This window comes from Arachnia propionica, from assembly GCF_037055325.1.
In the GTDB taxonomy this organism is placed as follows: Bacteria; Actinomycetota; Actinomycetes; order Propionibacteriales; family Propionibacteriaceae; genus Arachnia.
Genome location: NZ_CP146373.1, coordinates 2,070,095 through 2,085,853, shown reverse-complemented (window position 1 = coordinate 2,085,853; position 15,759 = coordinate 2,070,095). Strand labels below are relative to the sequence as shown.

Genomic DNA, 15,759 nt, shown 5'->3' with positions numbered 1-15,759 from the left:
GGTCGATCAGCTGCGAATTGGTACTGTGAGGCCTGCCTATCCTTACAGGTAAAGAGGTTTCATCACATGACAAATCCACTTCTCAACCCGATATCCAGGCGCACATTCTCCGGTTTGGTCCCGGTCCTGTTGACGCTGGGGCTCACCGGCTGCGGATCCGGGGGAACCTCCGGGGGAGGGGACGCCTCGTCTCCTGCAAGCGCCCGCACCGTCACCCACGACCTCGGCGAGACCGTCATCAACGGCACCCCGAAACGGATCGTGTCCACATCGGTGGTGTTGACCGGAACCCTCCTGGCCCTGGATGCGCCCGTGGTCGGTTCCGGGGCATCGAAGCCGGGCGCCGAAGGATTCGACGACATCGGTTTCTTCTCTCACTGGTCGGCCACCGCCAAGGAACGCGGTGTAAAAGCCCTGTACGCAAACAGCAAACTCGACATTGAGGCCGTGACCGCAGAAAAACCGGACCTGATCATCATTGCATCCACCGGAGGGGACAGCACCAAGGACGACTACGACTCACTGGCCAGGATCGCCCCGACCGTCGCCATCAACTACAACTCCGAGAGCTGGCAAACCGTCACCCGGAAGGTGGCCGAGGCCACCGGCACGCAGGCCAAGGCCGAGGAACTCACCAATACCTTCGATTCGAGGGTCACGGAACTCAAGGCCGGAATGAGCGGGATCCCCACCAACCCGGTGCAGGCCATCGTCTACACCCCGTCCAACGGCCTGTCCTTCGCGAAACCGGGCGGCCCCCACGACGAGATCTTCTCGGCTCTCGGTTTCAAGCTCGCCGAGGCGCCCGCCAGCAGCGGTGAAGAGGGAGCCAACCGCAAGGACTTCGTGTTCGCGACGGTGGAGCAGAGCGTGCAGGCCCTGACCTCCGACACCCTTCTGCTTGTCTCTGGAGACGACAAAACCGTCGAACAGCTGAAGGCAGACTCCAACTACAACACCACCCAAACCGTGAGCAACGGCAGGCTGGTGCCGCTGGGGATCTCCAGCTTCAAACTGGACTACTACAGCGCGCTCGCCATGGCCGAGACCTTGGCGGCCGCCTACTCGGGGTGAGCAGGCCTGCCTGGGTGCTGCTCGGGTTGGTGATCCTCCTACCCTGCCTGGCCATGGCATCGTTCCTGTTCGGGTCCGGCGAGGTGCCCGCCGAACAGGTGATGGCGGTGCTCTCCGGCAGCGGTACCGGGCAGCATCGCCTCATCGTGCTCGGGATGCGTGGCTCCCGGACCCTGATAGCGCTGGTCGCCGGCGCCGCTCTCGGGATCGCTGGGGTGCTGGTGCAGGCGCTGACCCGCAACCCGCTGGCTGAGCCGGGTCTGCTGGGGGTCAATGCGGGCGCCGCCTGCGCCGTGGCCATCGGCCTCGGTCTCGCCCGGTCCCTGCCGATCGCGATAATGATGCTGGTCTCCCTGGTCGGTGCGCTTGTCAGCGGACTGGTGGTGACCGGGGCAGCGGGGGCCTGGCGAGGACGTCACGACCCGATTCGTATCGTGCTGGTGGGGGCTGCCTGGAGTGCGGTCGTCTCGGCCATCACCACGGTCATGCTGCTCAGCGACCCAAGGATCTACGCAGAGTTCCGTTTCTGGGATGCAGGGGCCGTGATGCCGCGGCCACTGGACCTAGTGATCGCCGCGGCGGGAACGCTTGGGGCCGGGTTGCTGGCCGCGCTTCTGCTGGCGAGATCCATGGATGCCCTGGCCTTGGGGGAGGAATTCGCCAAAGGACTCGGCCTCGCGGCCGGGCGGGTCCGGATGCTGGTGGCCCTCACCTGCCTGGTGCTCTGCGCAGCGGCGACGGCCCTGGTGGGCCCGGTCTCCTTCCTCGGGTTGATCGCGCCCTTCGCAGCACGGCTGGCCGTCGGCCCGAGGCATCGCTCGCTGATCTGGTTCTCGGCCCTGCTGGGTGGGGCGACGTTGCTGGCCGCCGATGTGCTGGGCCGGGTGGTGAACCCGCCCGCCGAGGTGCAGGCCGCCCTGATGTGCGCCCTGCTTGGTGCGCCGTTGTTTATCGGGCTGGCGCGGGCGCGACGAGGAGTGCAGCTGTGAGCCTGCAGGTGCGGTCCGTGCGGCTCGGGCCCGTCAGTTTCCGTGCCCGCCCACGAACCTGGCTGGTCGCGACCCTGGCCTGGGGCATTGCCCTGGTCGGGGCGATCGCAGTGCTGTTCTCCGGTTCCGTGAACATGACCCCTGAACAGTTCTGGGCGGCCTTGGTCGGGGTGGGGGAACGCGCCGACATGCTCCTGCTGTGGGAGTTCCGGATGCCCAGGGCAGTCACCGGCCTGGTGGTCGGGGCATGTCTGGGCACGGCCGGCTGCCTGTTCCAGGCGTTGTCGCGCAACGCTCTGGGATCCCCGGAGATCATCGGTCTGACTGGTGGCGCCGCGCTGGGGGCCGTGGCCTCCGTCATAGTTTTCAGGTCCTTCGGGTGGGGCACGGCGGTCGGGGCGATCATCGGTTGCCTGGGGGCGGCCCTGCTCACCTGGGTGCTCTCGCCCAGGGGATTCGGTGGCGGCAATCGTCTCATCCTCATCGGTCTTGGGGTTGCGTCCCTGATCCAACCGGTGACGGTGCTGCTGCTCACCCGGGCCGACAGCGACTCCGCTACCTCGGCCCGGCTGTGGCTGACCGGCACCCTCAACGCCCGCAACTGGAGTCACGCCGTGGTCAGCGCCGTGCTGTTCGTGGTGATCCTGCCGTTCGCTCTGCTGATTTCGCGGCACCTCGACGCCGCCGCCCCGGGAGAGGACCTAGCCGCCGGGCTGGGGGTCTCCCGCCGCTTCACGCAGTGGACGGCGACCGGCGTCGGGGTCGCGCTGACCGCGGCTGCGGTCGCAGTTGCCGGACCCATCTCGTTCATCGCGCTCGCGGGTCCGCACGTGACCCGCCGGCTCCTGAAGGGACCAACCGCTCCTGCGGGTGTCGCGGCGGGCACGGGGGCGGCGCTGCTGGTGGCGGCGGACCTGGTGGGGGCGAACCTGCCGGGTGGTCTGCAGCTTCCGGTGGGGGTGACGGCCGGTCTGCTGGGTGGCGCCTATCTGCTGCTGCTCCTGAATGGACAGGAAAGGAAGAAATGACCGGAACCGCCCAGGAGTTCCCACTGAAGGCCTCGTCGGTGCGGCTCGGCTACGACCGGAAGATCGTGATCGAGGACATCACGCTGGAGGTGCCCGAGGGGGAGCTGACGATGCTCATCGGACCCAACGGATGCGGCAAGTCGACGCTGCTGAAGGCCCTGGCCCGGGTGCTCGCTCCCAAGGCCGGGTACGTGTACCTGGGGGGAACCGACATCCACCAGCTGCGGACCACCGCCGTCGCCCGCAGGCTCGGGTTCCTGCCGCAGCGCCAGTCGGTGCCGCCGGGCATCAAGGTGCTGGACATGGTGAGTCGGGGACGGTTCGCCCATCAGAGGTTCTGGTCCAGGTGGTCGCAGGAGGACGAGAAGGAAGTGGCCTCGGCGCTCGAGGTCACCGGACTGACTGATCTGCAGCGGGCCGACGTCGACGAACTCTCCGGCGGGCAGGTGCAGCGGGTGTGGCTGGCGACGGTGCTGGCCCAGGACACACCGCTGCTGCTGCTCGACGAACCCACCACCTTCCTGGATATCGCCCATCAGTACGAGGTCCTGAAACTGGTGCGCGGGTTCCGTGACGCAGGACGCACCGTCGTCGTGGTGGTGCACGATCTGAACCAGGCCGCCCGGTTCGCCACCAACCTGGTGGTCATGAAGGACGGGGCGGTCGTGGCCGCAGGGCCGCCCGCCGAGGTGCTGACCGCGGAACTGGTCGAGAGCGTCTTCGGACTCCCGGTGCTCGTCGTACCGGATCCAGTCACCGGGACCCCGATGGTGGTGCCGCGATGACCATGCACCTGCCACCCACGCCCCTGTCCGCCACGGGCGCCCCGCACCCTGCGGATCCGGTGCTGCCGGACCAGCTGGACCACTCCCCGATCATGGGGAAACGGTGTGTGATCGATGGCGTGGCGATGGTGGAGGTCACTTTCGTCGCCTACGAACCCCGGGGGCGTGAGGTGCTGGTTCACCTCAACAGCCTCACCGATGCGATCCGCACCCGGCTGGACCCCGCCGTCATGAACCCGGTCGGGGGCACTGCGTTCCAGGCCCTGTCCTGGTGGCTGCCCGCCGACGGCTGCTACTCCTATCGCTACTGGCGCAGCGACGAAATATCCCGCGACATCGGTGCAACCCGCGAGGGCTGGCTGCGGGTGCACCGAGAGGGTGAACCGGATCCGCTCAACCCCGAGACTCTGCCCGCCTTCGACCTGCGGGAACAGTCGGTGTGGCGCGGACCCGACTTCCATCCCGCCCCGTGGACCCCGGCTGGCGAGGCCGAGCAGCGGTGGCGGCTGCACGACGGCGGAAGATTCGCGGTGCTGCCCGGGGATGAGCGGACCCTGGTGCTGTTCGATGGGCTTCGCTGGCGCTTGGCGGGGGTGGCCTCCGCGTTGCGGGCCGCAGGGTTCGGGCACACCGTCGTCGCCGTCGATACCGAGGAGGGGGAACGGCGGGCCGCGTGGCTGACCACGGCGCGAGGCTGCGCCCCGCTGGTGGAACGCGCCCGGGAACTGGCCGGAATGGGCCGCAAGGTGATAGCCGCCGGGCAGTCGTTCGGGGGCCTGGCGTGCGTGGAGCTCGCGACCCACCGGCCGGATCTGGTCACCGCGGTGATTGCCCAGTCGGCGTCGCTGTGGTTCGCGGGCGATCCCGTTCCGGAGCCGGAGACGGAGGGCACCCTGCTGCGCGATCTCACCGCGGGCACGAGGACGCTGGGGGTGCCGGTGGTGGTGCAGGCCGGAAGTGATGAACGCGGCCTGATCCACGGCGCCCGGCGACTGGCCGGGATCGCGGAGAAAACCGGCCAGTTGGTGTCAACAGAGGAGTTCCGTGGCGGCCACGACCTTTCCTGGTGGCGGCACGGCCTGTTGTCGGGCCTGTCAGCCCTCGTCTGAACCCCGCCAGATGCGTGCCGACTCACCCCTGTGCTTGGCGGTCAACCACCACACGAGTTCCACCAGCCCGGCCCCGACTAGCCCAGCCACGACCCCGAACAGGATCGTCGACGGGTTGTCCAGGTCCAGCAGCAGCTGGCCCCGCAGCCACGCCCACGGAATCAGGAACATGGCCAGGTAGAAGGCGTAGGAGACGACCACCAGGCCAAGTCGCCACCACACCCACGGGCGCGCCACCACTGCCAGCACCCAGACGGAGGTGATGATCAGGGCAGCCAGGGTGGCCGTCGAGGCCTGCGCCTGCACGAGGGCCGAGACCGTCCCGAAACCGCGGGTGACAACGTAGGTGATGGTGGAAACCGCTCCGATGATCACGCCCGAAGGCACCGCCAGCGACAATACGCGGCGCACGAAACCCGGCCTGGCGCGTTCTTTGTTGGGGGGCAGCGACAGCAGGAAGGCGGGAATGCCAATGGTGAACCAGCCGACCACGGTCATCTGGAGCGGGATGAACGGGTTGGGCAGGCCCATCAACCCGATCACCAGGGCCAGGAAGACCGCGTAGACCGTTTTGCTGAGGAACAGTTTCGCGACCCGCTCGATGTTGCCGATCACCCGGCGGCCCTCCGCCACCACGTGCGGGAGAGTGGCGAACCGGTCGTCGAGCAGCACGATCTGCGCGACCGCCCGGGTTGCGGGGGAACCCGACCCCATCGCGACCCCCAGGTCGGCGTCCTTCAGGGCGAGCACGTCGTTGACGCCGTCACCGGTCATGGCGACGGTGTGGCCCCGGGACTGCAGGGCCGCGACCATGGCGCGTTTCTGTTGCGGGGTGACGCGCCCGAACACATCCGCTTCGGCGATTCTCTCCGTGAACTCCTCGCCCTCGGTGGGCAGGGTCCGGGCGTCCACGGCCTCGGCCACGGACACCCCCAGGGAACGGGTGACGGCACCCACGGAGGCCGCGTTGTCACCCGAGATCACCTTCACGGCCACGTGCTGGTCGTTGAAATAGGCGAGGGTGTCGGCGGCGTCGGGACGGACCAGCTGATCCAGCACCAGCAACGCGACCGGCGTGACCACCCCCGGCGCGCCGGGGGAGTCGACGGGCTCGGAGGCGCGACCCAGCAGCAGCACCCGGCGACCCGTGGAGCCGATCTCCTCCGCGCGGGCGGACACGTCGACCGGAGCCAGCACGTCGGGCGCGCCCAGTACCCAGTCGCCGCGTGCTCCGAAGGAAACCCCCGACCATTTCTTGGCCGAGGTGAACGGTGCCCGGGCGGTGACCTCCCACGGTGAGGAAGCCGCGGGGGTGGCCTCGGCGATTGCCGACATCGACGCGTTGGGCGCCGGGTCGGCTGCGACGAGCTGGGCCAGCACCTCGGTGACCTCGTCCGCATCGCCTTCCAGGGGGATCACCTCGCCGAGGGTCATGGCGTTCTGGGTCAGGGTGCCGGTCTTGTCCGCGCACACCACGCTCACCCGGGCCAGGCCCTCGATGGCCGGCAGTTCCTGCACCAGGCACTTGCGGCGCCCCAGCCGGATCACACCCAGCGCGAAAGCCATCGAGGTGAGCAGCACCAGACCCTCGGGGATCATCGGCACCAGGGCACCCACCATCCGCAGGGCCGATTCCTGCCAGGTGGTGCCCGGCTGGCGGAACTGCACCCAGATGGTGAGCAACCCCGCAGGGATCAGCAACCAGGTCACGAACTTCAGGATGCGGTCGATGCCCGCCCGCAACTCGGAATTGACCAGCGTGAACTTGGCAGCCTGCGCGGTCAGCTGCGCCGCATAGGCCTCGGCGCCGACCTTCGTGGCCCGGTAGACACCAGAACCGGAGACGACGAAGGCGCCCGACATGAGCTCGTCGCCCACGGATTTGGCCACCGGATCGGCCTCGCCGGTCAGCATCGACTCGTCGACCTCCAGATAGTCGGCAGCCACCACATCACCGTCAACGACCACCTGGTCGCCAGGGGACAGCGCGATGAGGTCGTCGGCCACCACCTGGTCCCGCGGCAGGGAGACTCGTTGCCCGTCGCGCAGCACGACGGGATGGGCCTCCCCGATCACGGCCAGGTTGTCGAGAGTGCGTTTGGCGCGCAGCTCCTGAACCATGCCGATGATCGAGTTGGCGACGATCAGGATCGCGAACGCCCCCTGCGCGAACTGCATGGTTGCGGCGACGATCACGAACAGCACCGCCAGCATCGCGTTCACACGTGTGAACACGTTGTCGCGGACGATCTGCCAAGTGGTGCGCCCCGAGCGTTCCGGCAGCGTGTTGATCTTTCCTTCTCTGACCCGCTCCGCCACCTGGTCGGTGGTCAGGCCCTGCAGCTCATCGATCACGATCGGTGGCCAGTCCTGCGAGTGCGATGAGGGCCGAGAGCCCCTCTGCGTCCATGTCGACTCCTTCCAGAGCGGTCAGGGCATCCCTGGTGGAACGTGCGATGAGTTCCTCGCACGAGTCCCGTGCCCCGGTGGTCTCGATGATCTCCCGGGCGGTCGTGAGATCCTCTTCGGTGAGCCCGGGAGCACCGAGGAGGGAAGTCAAGATCTCGCGCTGGTGGGTGTTGCCGTTCTCCAGGGCCGTCAGTACCAGCAGCGTGCGTTTGCCCTCCCGGATGTCGTCTCCCGCGGGTTTTCCCGTGACACTGGGATCCCCGAAAACCCCGAGGAGATCGTCGCGCAGTTGGAAGGCCCTTCCCACCAGGGAACCGTAGGTGCCCAAAGTCGCGAGCAGCCTCGGCGGGGCCTCGCCGAGTGTTGCCCCCAGCTCGGCGGGGCGCCGCACCGAGTAGCGGGCGGACTTGAACTCCAGCACCTTCTCGGCGGTGTCGGCCTGGGCCCGCGGGGTGGAGCGGTCGGTGGCTCCGAACGCGGCCGCAACGTCGAGGTACTGACCACACAGCACCTCGCTTCGCATCGTCGCGAGCACCGGAGCAGCGTCGCGAATGGCCTCCGGGGAAAGACCTGCGCTTTCGAACATCTCCGCACTCCAGGAGAACAGGACATCGCCCAGCAGGATCGCGGCTGCCTCCCCGAAACGGGTAGCCCGAGGGCCCGGAAGGAGAGCCTCGAAACGACGATGAGCCGATGGTGCACCCCGCCGGGTGTCGGAGCCGTCCAACAGGTCGTCGTGAACCAGGAGGGAAGCGTGTAGCAGGTCGAGGGAGGCAGCAGCGCGCAGCAGCGGATCCGGGTCGGCGGGGCGTCCGGCAGCTGCGACATACCCCCAGTAGCAGAAGGCAGGACGCAGCCGTTTCCCGCCTGCGATGCATGCCTGTGCCGCCTCCAGCAGGGGGAGCGCACCGATGCGGTCCGCACGTTCGCTCAATCCACCGAGAAAATCCATGAGTGCCTTCTCCACCGCCGAGACGAAAGCTGGGTTCGTCGGGTCGTGGGCGGGGGGAATCAGCATGCGATCCAGCTTAGAGGCCTCGTCAACAGGTGCCGGCTCAACCAGCTTGTTGGTCCGTTTCACGTCGTCTGACTTCTCGTATCCTTGTCCTCATGTCCCCGACCGTTGCCGAGCTTCTCCGCGACACCACGTCCCCGACGCTGAGCTTTGAGTTCTTTCCTCCCCGCAGTCCTGAGGAACAGCCGCGCTTTGACACATCCGTCGCGAAACTGAGCCGGTTCCACCCGGCTTTTCTGTCGGTCACCTATGGGGCCTCCGGTTCCACCCGTGATCGTACGGTGGCCGCGACCGCCGCTCTGGGGGCTGCCCAGCACGCCACCGTCGTCGGTCACCTGACCTGTGTTTCCCAGTCCACTGATGATCTGCTGCGCACCCTGGATGCCTTCGCCGAGGCCGGGGTACGCGACATCCTGGCCATCCGCGGGGACATGCCCGGCGGACCGCAGCAACCCTGGGAACAGCACCCCGAAGGGCTCGGCAACGCGACGGAACTGGTGCAGCTCATCAAGGGACACGGTGATTTCTGCGTTGGCGTGGCTGCCTTCCCGAACGTCCACCAACCGGACAACGATCCTGAACTGGACGCCCGGATCGTCGTGGAGAAGGCGGCGGCGGGTGCGGACTACGCCATCACGCAGCTGTTCTTCGAATCGCACCGCTACGTGGAGTTGGTGAACCGGGTCCGTGACCGCGGCAGCCAGATCCCCATCATCCCCGGCATTGCTCCGCTGACAGTGATCACCCAGATCGAAAGGTTCGCATCGCTGGCGGATTGTCCCCTTCCTGAGGACTTCGTTGCCGCGCTCCGGGCCGCCCGGAATCCCGCCGAGGTCCGTAGCATCGGACTGTCTCGTGCCATCAATCTGTGCCGAGAGCTCCTGGCGGCCGGGGCTCCCGGGCTCCAGTTCTTCACTCAGAACCGTTGGAAGGCCACCTCAGAGGTCCTCGAGGCGATCGGTTGGGGGGACCGGGTCAGCTGAGGGCGGTCCGCCAGACGGAGGTTCCGACGTCAAGGACAGCCATGCGTTGGGTGGCGCGGGTCAGGGCGACATACAGCACCCGCTCCGCGCCGGGAGCCTCCGTGACGATCTCGTCGGGGCAGACCACCAGAACGCCATCGTACTCCAGGCCCTTGGCCTGCAACGCGGTGACCACAATGAGGCGTTCCTCCAGGGCCGCCAGCCGCGGATCGGACATCGCCAGGCGGGTCGTGGCCCCCAGCCGTGAGGGCGGAACAATGATGCCCAACGTTCCGCTGACGTGTCCGGCCAGGCCGAGAGACAAGGTGATGATCGCCTCCGTCAGGCCGGCTTCATCGGTTTCGGCGAGCTTCGGCACCAGGCCGGTGTTACGCACCGCACGTGGCAGGCTGGCCTCGGGAAACACTCGGGTGATGACCTTTGCCGCCAGGTCGAAGATCTCGGAGGGGGAACGGTAGTTGGTGGACAGGGTGAAGCGACGCAGTGGGGCACGACCCACGAGGTCGTTGACCGCTCGCTCCAACTCGGCGGCGTCCGGGTAGGAGCTCTGCGCAGGGTCGCCGACGAGCGTCCACGACGCCTGCGGTCCCCGGCGTCGCAGCATCCGCCACTGCATGGGGGTGATGTCCTGGGACTCGTCGACGAGAATGTGGGTGTAGGTGGTCTGCGGGTCGTCGTCGGGGTCGACGGAGTGTTCGCGGCGCAGCAGGTCGGAGGTGGTGACCAGCTCCGAGACGTTCCCGAAGTCGATGAAAACCGGATCTTCGTGTGACTCGACAGGTACAGGCCCCAGCATCTCCAGCAGCTCGTCCAGCAGCGTCATGTCGGCTACCGACCAGCCGGTGATCTCGAGGGCATCGGTTTGCAGCCACTGGTAGGACTCCGCCAGGTGGTCGCGCTCCTCGGTCGTGAGGTGTGGTGCCAGCTCGTCGAGCAGCTCCCGATCTGCCAAGCGAGCAAGCGCGGTAGGGGCATCGAGCATCGGCCACCAGGATTCCATGAACTCCCTGAAACGCTGGTGCTCGCGGATGTGCTCATCGATCTCCTGGGGGTTGAGTCCCACGTCGACCGTCAGTTTCCCGGCGAGCGCCCGAGCCACTGACGTCGTGGCTGCAGCGCGACCGCGGTTCATCTTGTAGTTGGACAGTGTCGACTCCCGGATCCCGGCCAGTTCCACCGCGTCCAGTGTCAGAACCTCACCCTTGACGCTGATCCGCACTTCCTCCACGGCAGAGTTCGGGGGGCGGCGAACCAGTCGGCGAAGCACCTTTAGCATTCGCAGCGAGCCCTTCAGGGTGGCTGCTGGTGCGACGTCGATCCGCTCCGAGACCATTCCTAGCGTGTCGCCGGCCACGGCTCCGATCGCGCGCAGCGTCACGGATTCCTCGCCGAGGCTCGGCAGCACCCGCTCGATGTAGTTCATGAACACCGAGCTGGGGCCCACGACGAGAACCCCACCCTTCTCGAGGCGGGCCCGGTTGGTATACAGCAGATAGGCGGCGCGGTGCAGAGCCACCACGGTTTTGCCGGTGCCGGGGCCACCACCGATGATCGTCACCCCCTGGTAGGGGGCGCGGATGGCTTCGTCCTGTTCCGCCTGGATGGTGGCGACGATGTCGCGCATGGTACGTCCCCGGGCCCGGGTCAGCGCCGCCATCAACGCTCCCTCCCCGAGGATCGGCAGGTCGGTGTCAGCGCTGGTATCCAGCAGGTCGTCCTCCAAACCAATGACGTGATCGTTACGGCAACGCAGCACGCGACGCCGGATCACGTTCATAGGAGACGCCTGGGTGGCGCGATAGAAGGGCTCGGCCGCGGGGGCCCGCCAGTCGATGACCAAGGGCTCGTATTCGGCGTCGCGGACACCGAGCCGACCGATGTAACGGGTCTCGGGGAAGTTCAGGTCGAGCCGACCGAAAACCAATCCCTCGTGTTCCGCATCGAGAATCGCCAGACGTTTTGCCGCCTGGTAGGCAAAAGCGTCGCGTTCGAACAGGGCGGTCCCGGACTCCTCACGTAGGTAGTCATCCCTGTCCGTTGTGTAGATCTCCGCGCTGCTGCGGGCGAGTGTCCGGGCGCTGGCCGTGGAGGCCGCGAGGTTTTCGTATACCCGGTCAACATGTTCCTGCTCCAGCGCGATTTCGCGCCGGAGGTCGCCTCGGGAAGTGCTCAAGGGCAGTAATCCTCACTCCTGGGATAGAAGACATACTCTACTTGGTTCGGAGACAGGGATCCGTCAAACGTTCACTTGGGATCCTTGATCCATGCACCGTAGGATGCTGCATCTGCAAGAGCAGAGAATGTGAGGGGGACGGTGATGAGTGCCAAACAGCAGCCGAAATCGGAGAAACCGGATCCGGCGCGTCCGTGGAAGATAGCGACAGGAGCACTGATTGTTGCGCTCGTGTTCTGTGTGGGGATGTTGAGCCAGACCATGCAAAACGGTGCGTCACAGGGCGGCACCTCCGGGACTTCTTCGACCGCTGCAACGGCGACAGGAGCCACCACCCAGCAGGCGACGGACCCGTCGCAGAAGGCTGAGCAGGAGGCCGGGATCGCGAAACTCGCCAGGCGTCAGGAAAACGACCCGATGGCGAAGGGCCGAGTTGACGCCCCTGTGGTGATGATCGAGTACGCCGATTACCGATGCCCGTTCTGCGCCGTGTTTGCTGAGGACACGCTCCCGAAGCTGCAACCGTTGATTGATGACGGAACCTTGCGGGTCGAATTCCGCGACCTCGCAGTCTTCGGCGATGACTCCATCGCTGCCGCGGCGGCGGCCAGAGCGGCAGGGAAACAGGGCTTGTTCTGGGAATTCCAGGATGCCCTCCACAGGAGGCTTCCCAACCAGGGACATCCCGATGTCAAAGACGATCTCGTCATGGAGGTTGCAACACAGATCGGGGTGCCGGACATGGCGGCCTTCGAGGCCGACTATCGCTCCGAGGAGACCCGGGCCGCTGTTAAGACCGAAACCGCCGAGGGACGTCAGATGGGCGTCAACGGGACGCCTTTCTTCTTCGTCGGAACCCGTCCGGTCTCCGGTGCCCAGCCTTTGGAGATCTTCCAGCAGATCATCGCTCAGGAGAAAGAGAAGATTGGCTGATGGGGATCGGCTTCGCAGGTTCCTTTCTCGGGGGGCTCGCAGCTCTGCTGAGCCCGTGTGCGGCGATGCTGTTGCCGTCGTTCTTCGCCTATGCTTTCGGCGATGTGAAGGGCCGGCTCGTGGCCCGAACCGGAGCTTTTTACCTGGGGATGCTGCTAACTCTCGTGCCCATGGGTCTGGGGGCCGGGGCGTTGGGGGCGCTGTTGATCACGCACCGTCAGAGCCTGGCCCCTGGAGGTGGGGTGGTATTGATCCTGCTCGGGCTGGTGACTGCTCTCGGCATCCGGATTCCCATGCCCGGGCTGCGCAGTTCTGGTGGCACCAGCCTTTTGGCGGTCATTGCGATGGGCGCGGTCTACGGTTTGGCCGGGGCCTGCACCGGTCCGCTGCTGGGTGCCGTCCTCACCATGGCGGCGGTTGGTGGGTCACCGCTCTATGGTGCTCTGCTGCTGGCCTGTTTCGCAGCAGGCATGGTTGTCCCGCTGCTCGTGTTGGCCTGGTTGTGGGAAGGGTTCGATATCGCGCGCTTGCTGCGGCCGCGCGAACTCCGGATCGGGTCACTGCACACCACGTGGTGGGCCCTGTTGAGCGGATTGTTGATAGCCGGGATCGGGGTTCTCTTTCTGGTCACCGACGCCACGTCGGCCATTGGCGGGCTGCTTGATGCCCGGCAACAGTCTGAACTCGAGGGCCTGCTGCGCGTGTGGGGGGCGGGTGTCCCGGACCTGGTGGTGATGGTTGTGGTCGCAGCTGTCGTCGGCGTGTTGATCTGGTGGGCCGGGCGTCGTCGGTCGGAGTGAACGCGGATGGTCGCGTCGCGACTTTCTTCTTCATGGGCGCCCAGGTGGTTTCCGGAGCCCAGCCCTGGAGACCTTCCAGCAGATCATCGCGCAGGAGAAGGTGAAGGCCGACTGAGGTGCGGCCTCAGACGGGGGGCTCGTAGGGGGTCGTCGTGTTGCACATGCGTCAAGACTAGGTTTGTTTCCCCGCATCCGGGGACCATCCGCGTTGGGTGGCTCTGGCGATGGCCTCGAAGTCGTCATCGGATCCTGTGATCACGCCCGCGACCTCGAGAGCGGTGTAGCCGTGCACCGTAGCCCACAGCGACAGCACGACCTGTTCCAGGGGGCCTGACAGGGCGCCTTTGTCCAGTGCCCTTCTGACGCGGTCCTCGACGGGGACCGCGTGGCCCACCACCCCCGCGACGGCCTCCTGGCTCGGGGTGATCCGTTCCACCAGGACAAGGAACTGTTTTCTGTTCTCAAGGGCCCAGCGCCGGTAGGCGCGGGCCAGTTCCAGGAGGTCCTCAGTCGAGTCCTCGTGCATCGGGGCGTCGGCCTGGGCGCGATTGAACTCCTCCAGGACCTTCAGGTAGACCGCGTCCAACAGCGCCGCTCGGCTACCGAAGAGCTGGTAAACCGCGCTGGTCGAGGTGCCGGCGTCCGTGGCGAGGGTACGTAGAGAGAGACCCTCGACGCCGGTGCGGGCAATCGTTTCGGTCGCGATGCCGAGCAGCTGCTCGCGCAGATGGTCGTCGTGGGGCCGTGGTCGTGGCATGGAAGAAGCGTAACGATAGATCTGCTATAACAATGTTGTATAACATCGTTATACAACATTTGGAGGCGGATCGGTGACCGAGGAACAGAACCAGAACCCGCTGAGCGGGGCCCCGGGAGCGGCGGCTGTCGCGTCACCTAGGCGATGGTGGATCCTGGTGGCACTGTCGTTGGCGACGACCATCATTCAGTTCGACCAGTCCGGCATGACGCTGGCCTTGCCACATGTCCAAGCAGAACTCGAGGCCACCACCCAGCAGCTGCAGTGGGTAATGGACGCCTACTCGCTGGCGCTGGCCTCGGTGGTGCTCACCGCGGGGGCGGTCTCGGACCGCTACGGGCGCCGTAAGGTGTTCCTGCTCGGGATCGTGGTACTCGCGGTAGGTTCCCTGATCGGGGCGTTCGCTCCCGATGCGAACGTCGTCATTGCTGGTCGGGCCGTCATGGGAATCGGCGGGGCGATGTTCATGCCCGGCACCCTCTCGATCATCACCCACGTCTTCGACCGCGACACCCGCCCGACCGCGATCGGGATCTGGGGCGCCGTGACATCCCTCGGGGTGATCATCGGGCCACTGATCTCCGGGGTCGTGTTGCAGATCTGGCACTGGCGCGGAATCTTCATCCTGAACGCGGTGATGGCAGCCATCGCCTTCACCGGAGCGGCGGCACTGGTGCCGGAGTCGCGCGACCCACACCCGCGCCGCCTGGACATTCCTGGGGCTCTTCTCGCGGGTGTCGGTCTTTTCGGGGTCAGTTACGCCGTCATTCACTCCTCCTCCGACGGTGTCACCGACACCGTGGTGCTGGCCGCGGCGGGTATCGGTGCCGCGGCGCTGGTGCTGTTCTGGTTGCGTTCGAGCAGGGGAGAGGTGAGCATGTTCGATCTCGATGTTGCGAGGAACCCCGCGTTTCTGGGGGCGGCCCTCGCTGCGGCGGCCACCATGTTCACGATGGCTGGTCTGCTGTTCATGATCACCCAGCAGCTCCAGCTCGTCGATGGTTTGGCGGCGTTGCTGGCCGGGGTTGCGGTGCTACCGATGGCGGGTGGCGCCGTGATCGCTTCCTTGTTGGTCCCGCTGCTCGTGAAACGTCTTGAGGTGCGTACCGTCGTCCTGCTCGGCCTGGCGCTGATGGGTGCGGCCGCCGCCGCGTACGGCCTGGCGCAGCCCATCCGCGGCTACCTGCCGTCCCTGATCGTCCTGATCCTGCTCGGTATGGGCAACGGGGGCGTGATGGTCGTGTCCAACGACCTGCTCATGTCGTCGGGTCCCACGAGCCGGTCTGGGTTGATCTCCTCTATGAATGACACGGTCCAGGAGATCGGAACCGCCCTCGGGATCGCTGTGCTGGGGGCCGTGTTGGCGAGCCAGTATGCCGAGTCCCTTCGTCGTTCGATGCCCGGGGTGGCTGATGGCTCATTCACCGCAACCCTTTCCGACGCAGGGACGGATTCCTCGGTGCGAGAGGCGGCGTTGGCGGCCTTCGGGGACGCGTCCCGGATGGCGGGGCTGACGGCGGCCGGGATTGTGGTGCTGGCCGTCATGGTGATCGCCTTCACTCTCAGAAAAGTGGTGGCTGCAAAGTCCGGACAGGACGAGGAGGACTGAGTCCTTGAGCGACTAACCTGCTCCTCATGACTCTGATTCACAACGATTGCCGAGGCTTGTGCGACTGGCGTGATGCGAGGGAGTTCCACGATGGG

13 protein-coding genes are annotated in these 15,759 nt (G+C 66.5%); 9 read left to right on the top strand and 4 right to left on the bottom strand.

The window, feature by feature from the left end:
* The first annotated feature begins 66 nt into the window (after positions 1 to 66).
* From fepB to V7R84_RS09580, 5 genes are read left to right on the top strand one after another with little or no spacing between them, the layout of a single operon-like run.
* On the top strand, positions 67 to 1,074 hold the full coding sequence (gene fepB, locus V7R84_RS09600) for a Fe2+-enterobactin ABC transporter substrate-binding protein (RefSeq protein WP_338568322.1): 1,008 nt from the start codon (positions 67 to 69) through the stop codon (positions 1,072 to 1,074).
* Positions 1,071 to 2,063 carry an iron ABC transporter permease gene (locus tag V7R84_RS09595; RefSeq protein WP_338568321.1) on the top strand — a complete coding sequence of 331 codons (993 nt, stop codon included), beginning with the start codon at positions 1,071 to 1,073 and terminating at the stop codon, positions 2,061 to 2,063. The genes fepB and V7R84_RS09595 overlap by 4 nt, the downstream gene beginning before the upstream one ends.
* Complete coding sequence (locus V7R84_RS09590) at positions 2,060 to 3,091, top strand: FecCD family ABC transporter permease (protein ID WP_338568320.1); 1,032 nt, start codon at positions 2,060 to 2,062, stop codon at positions 3,089 to 3,091. The genes V7R84_RS09595 and V7R84_RS09590 overlap by 4 nt, the downstream gene beginning before the upstream one ends.
* Entirely contained in the window at positions 3,088 to 3,876 is a 789-nt protein-coding gene (locus tag V7R84_RS09585) for an ABC transporter ATP-binding protein (protein WP_338568319.1), read from the top strand. The genes V7R84_RS09590 and V7R84_RS09585 overlap by 4 nt, the downstream gene beginning before the upstream one ends.
* Positions 3,873 to 4,985 (top strand): enterochelin esterase domain-containing protein, encoded by a 1,113-nt coding sequence (locus V7R84_RS09580; protein ID WP_338568317.1) that lies wholly within the window; start codon positions 3,873 to 3,875, stop codon positions 4,983 to 4,985. Before V7R84_RS09585 ends, V7R84_RS09580 begins: the two co-directional genes overlap by 4 nt.
* On the opposite strand, the gene V7R84_RS09575 is transcribed toward V7R84_RS09580, so the two are convergent.
* Together V7R84_RS09575 and V7R84_RS09570 are read right to left on the bottom strand one after the other, a co-directional pair.
* Positions 4,971 to 7,340: an HAD-IC family P-type ATPase gene (locus V7R84_RS09575; protein ID WP_338568316.1), complete on the bottom strand. Its 2,370-nt coding sequence runs from the start codon at positions 7,338 to 7,340 to the stop codon at positions 4,971 to 4,973. The genes V7R84_RS09580 and V7R84_RS09575 overlap by 15 nt on opposite strands.
* Positions 7,330 to 8,412 carry a polyprenyl synthetase family protein gene (locus V7R84_RS09570; protein ID WP_338568314.1) on the bottom strand — a complete coding sequence of 361 codons (1,083 nt, stop codon included), beginning with the start codon at positions 8,410 to 8,412 and terminating at the stop codon, positions 7,330 to 7,332. The genes V7R84_RS09575 and V7R84_RS09570 overlap by 11 nt, the downstream gene beginning before the upstream one ends.
* Positions 8,413 to 8,504: 92 nt before the next feature.
* Here V7R84_RS09570 and V7R84_RS09565 point away from each other — a divergent pair, with 92 nt between their 5' ends.
* The gene (locus V7R84_RS09565; protein WP_338568313.1) at positions 8,505 to 9,392 is read left to right on the top strand and encodes a methylenetetrahydrofolate reductase; all 888 of its coding nucleotides are present in this window, start codon (positions 8,505 to 8,507) and stop codon (positions 9,390 to 9,392) included.
* Here V7R84_RS09565 and V7R84_RS09560 read toward each other — a convergent pair.
* Positions 9,385 to 11,565 carry a HelD family protein gene (locus V7R84_RS09560; protein ID WP_338568311.1) on the bottom strand — a complete coding sequence of 727 codons (2,181 nt, stop codon included), beginning with the start codon at positions 11,563 to 11,565 and terminating at the stop codon, positions 9,385 to 9,387. The genes V7R84_RS09565 and V7R84_RS09560 overlap by 8 nt on opposite strands.
* A gap of 144 nt (positions 11,566 to 11,709) precedes the next feature.
* On the opposite strand from V7R84_RS09560, the gene V7R84_RS09555 reads away from it, so the two are divergent.
* Positions 11,710 to 12,498, top strand: coding sequence for a DsbA family protein (locus tag V7R84_RS09555; RefSeq protein ID WP_338568309.1), 789 nt, complete (start codon positions 11,710 to 11,712; stop codon positions 12,496 to 12,498).
* Positions 12,498 to 13,298, top strand: coding sequence for a cytochrome c biogenesis CcdA family protein (locus V7R84_RS09550; RefSeq protein ID WP_338568307.1), 801 nt, complete (start codon positions 12,498 to 12,500; stop codon positions 13,296 to 13,298). The genes V7R84_RS09555 and V7R84_RS09550 overlap by 1 nt, the downstream gene beginning before the upstream one ends.
* A 172-nt stretch (positions 13,299 to 13,470) precedes the next feature.
* On the opposite strand, the gene V7R84_RS09545 is transcribed toward V7R84_RS09550, so the two are convergent.
* Positions 13,471 to 14,055 carry a TetR/AcrR family transcriptional regulator gene (locus tag V7R84_RS09545; RefSeq protein WP_338568305.1) on the bottom strand — a complete coding sequence of 195 codons (585 nt, stop codon included), beginning with the start codon at positions 14,053 to 14,055 and terminating at the stop codon, positions 13,471 to 13,473.
* Between the two features lie 73 nt (positions 14,056 to 14,128).
* Between V7R84_RS09545 and V7R84_RS09540 the strand changes: the two genes are divergently transcribed.
* Positions 14,129 to 15,664, top strand: coding sequence for an MFS transporter (locus V7R84_RS09540; RefSeq protein ID WP_338568304.1), 1,536 nt, complete (start codon positions 14,129 to 14,131; stop codon positions 15,662 to 15,664).
* Positions 15,665 to 15,759 lie beyond the last annotated feature (95 nt).

Excerpts from the sequence above, each read along its gene's own strand:
- V7R84_RS09550 (WP_338568307.1), top strand. The coding sequence starts at position 12,498 with ATGGGGATCGGCTTCGCAGGTTCCTTTCTCGGGGGGCTCGCAGCTCTG.
- V7R84_RS09565 (WP_338568313.1), top strand. The coding sequence starts at position 8,505 with ATGTCCCCGACCGTTGCCGAGCTTCTCCGCGACACCACGTCCCCGACG.
- fepB (WP_338568322.1), top strand. The coding sequence starts at position 67 with ATGACAAATCCACTTCTCAACCCGATATCCAGGCGCACATTCTCCGGT.
- V7R84_RS09570 (WP_338568314.1), bottom strand. The coding sequence starts at position 8,412 with ATGCTGATTCCCCCCGCCCACGACCCGACGAACCCAGCTTTCGTCTCG.
- V7R84_RS09545 (WP_338568305.1), bottom strand. The coding sequence starts at position 14,055 with ATGCCACGACCACGGCCCCACGACGACCATCTGCGCGAGCAGCTGCTC.
- V7R84_RS09555 (WP_338568309.1), top strand. The coding sequence starts at position 11,710 with ATGAGTGCCAAACAGCAGCCGAAATCGGAGAAACCGGATCCGGCGCGT.
- V7R84_RS09580 (WP_338568317.1), top strand. The coding sequence starts at position 3,873 with ATGACCATGCACCTGCCACCCACGCCCCTGTCCGCCACGGGCGCCCCG.
- V7R84_RS09585 (WP_338568319.1), top strand. The coding sequence starts at position 3,088 with ATGACCGGAACCGCCCAGGAGTTCCCACTGAAGGCCTCGTCGGTGCGG.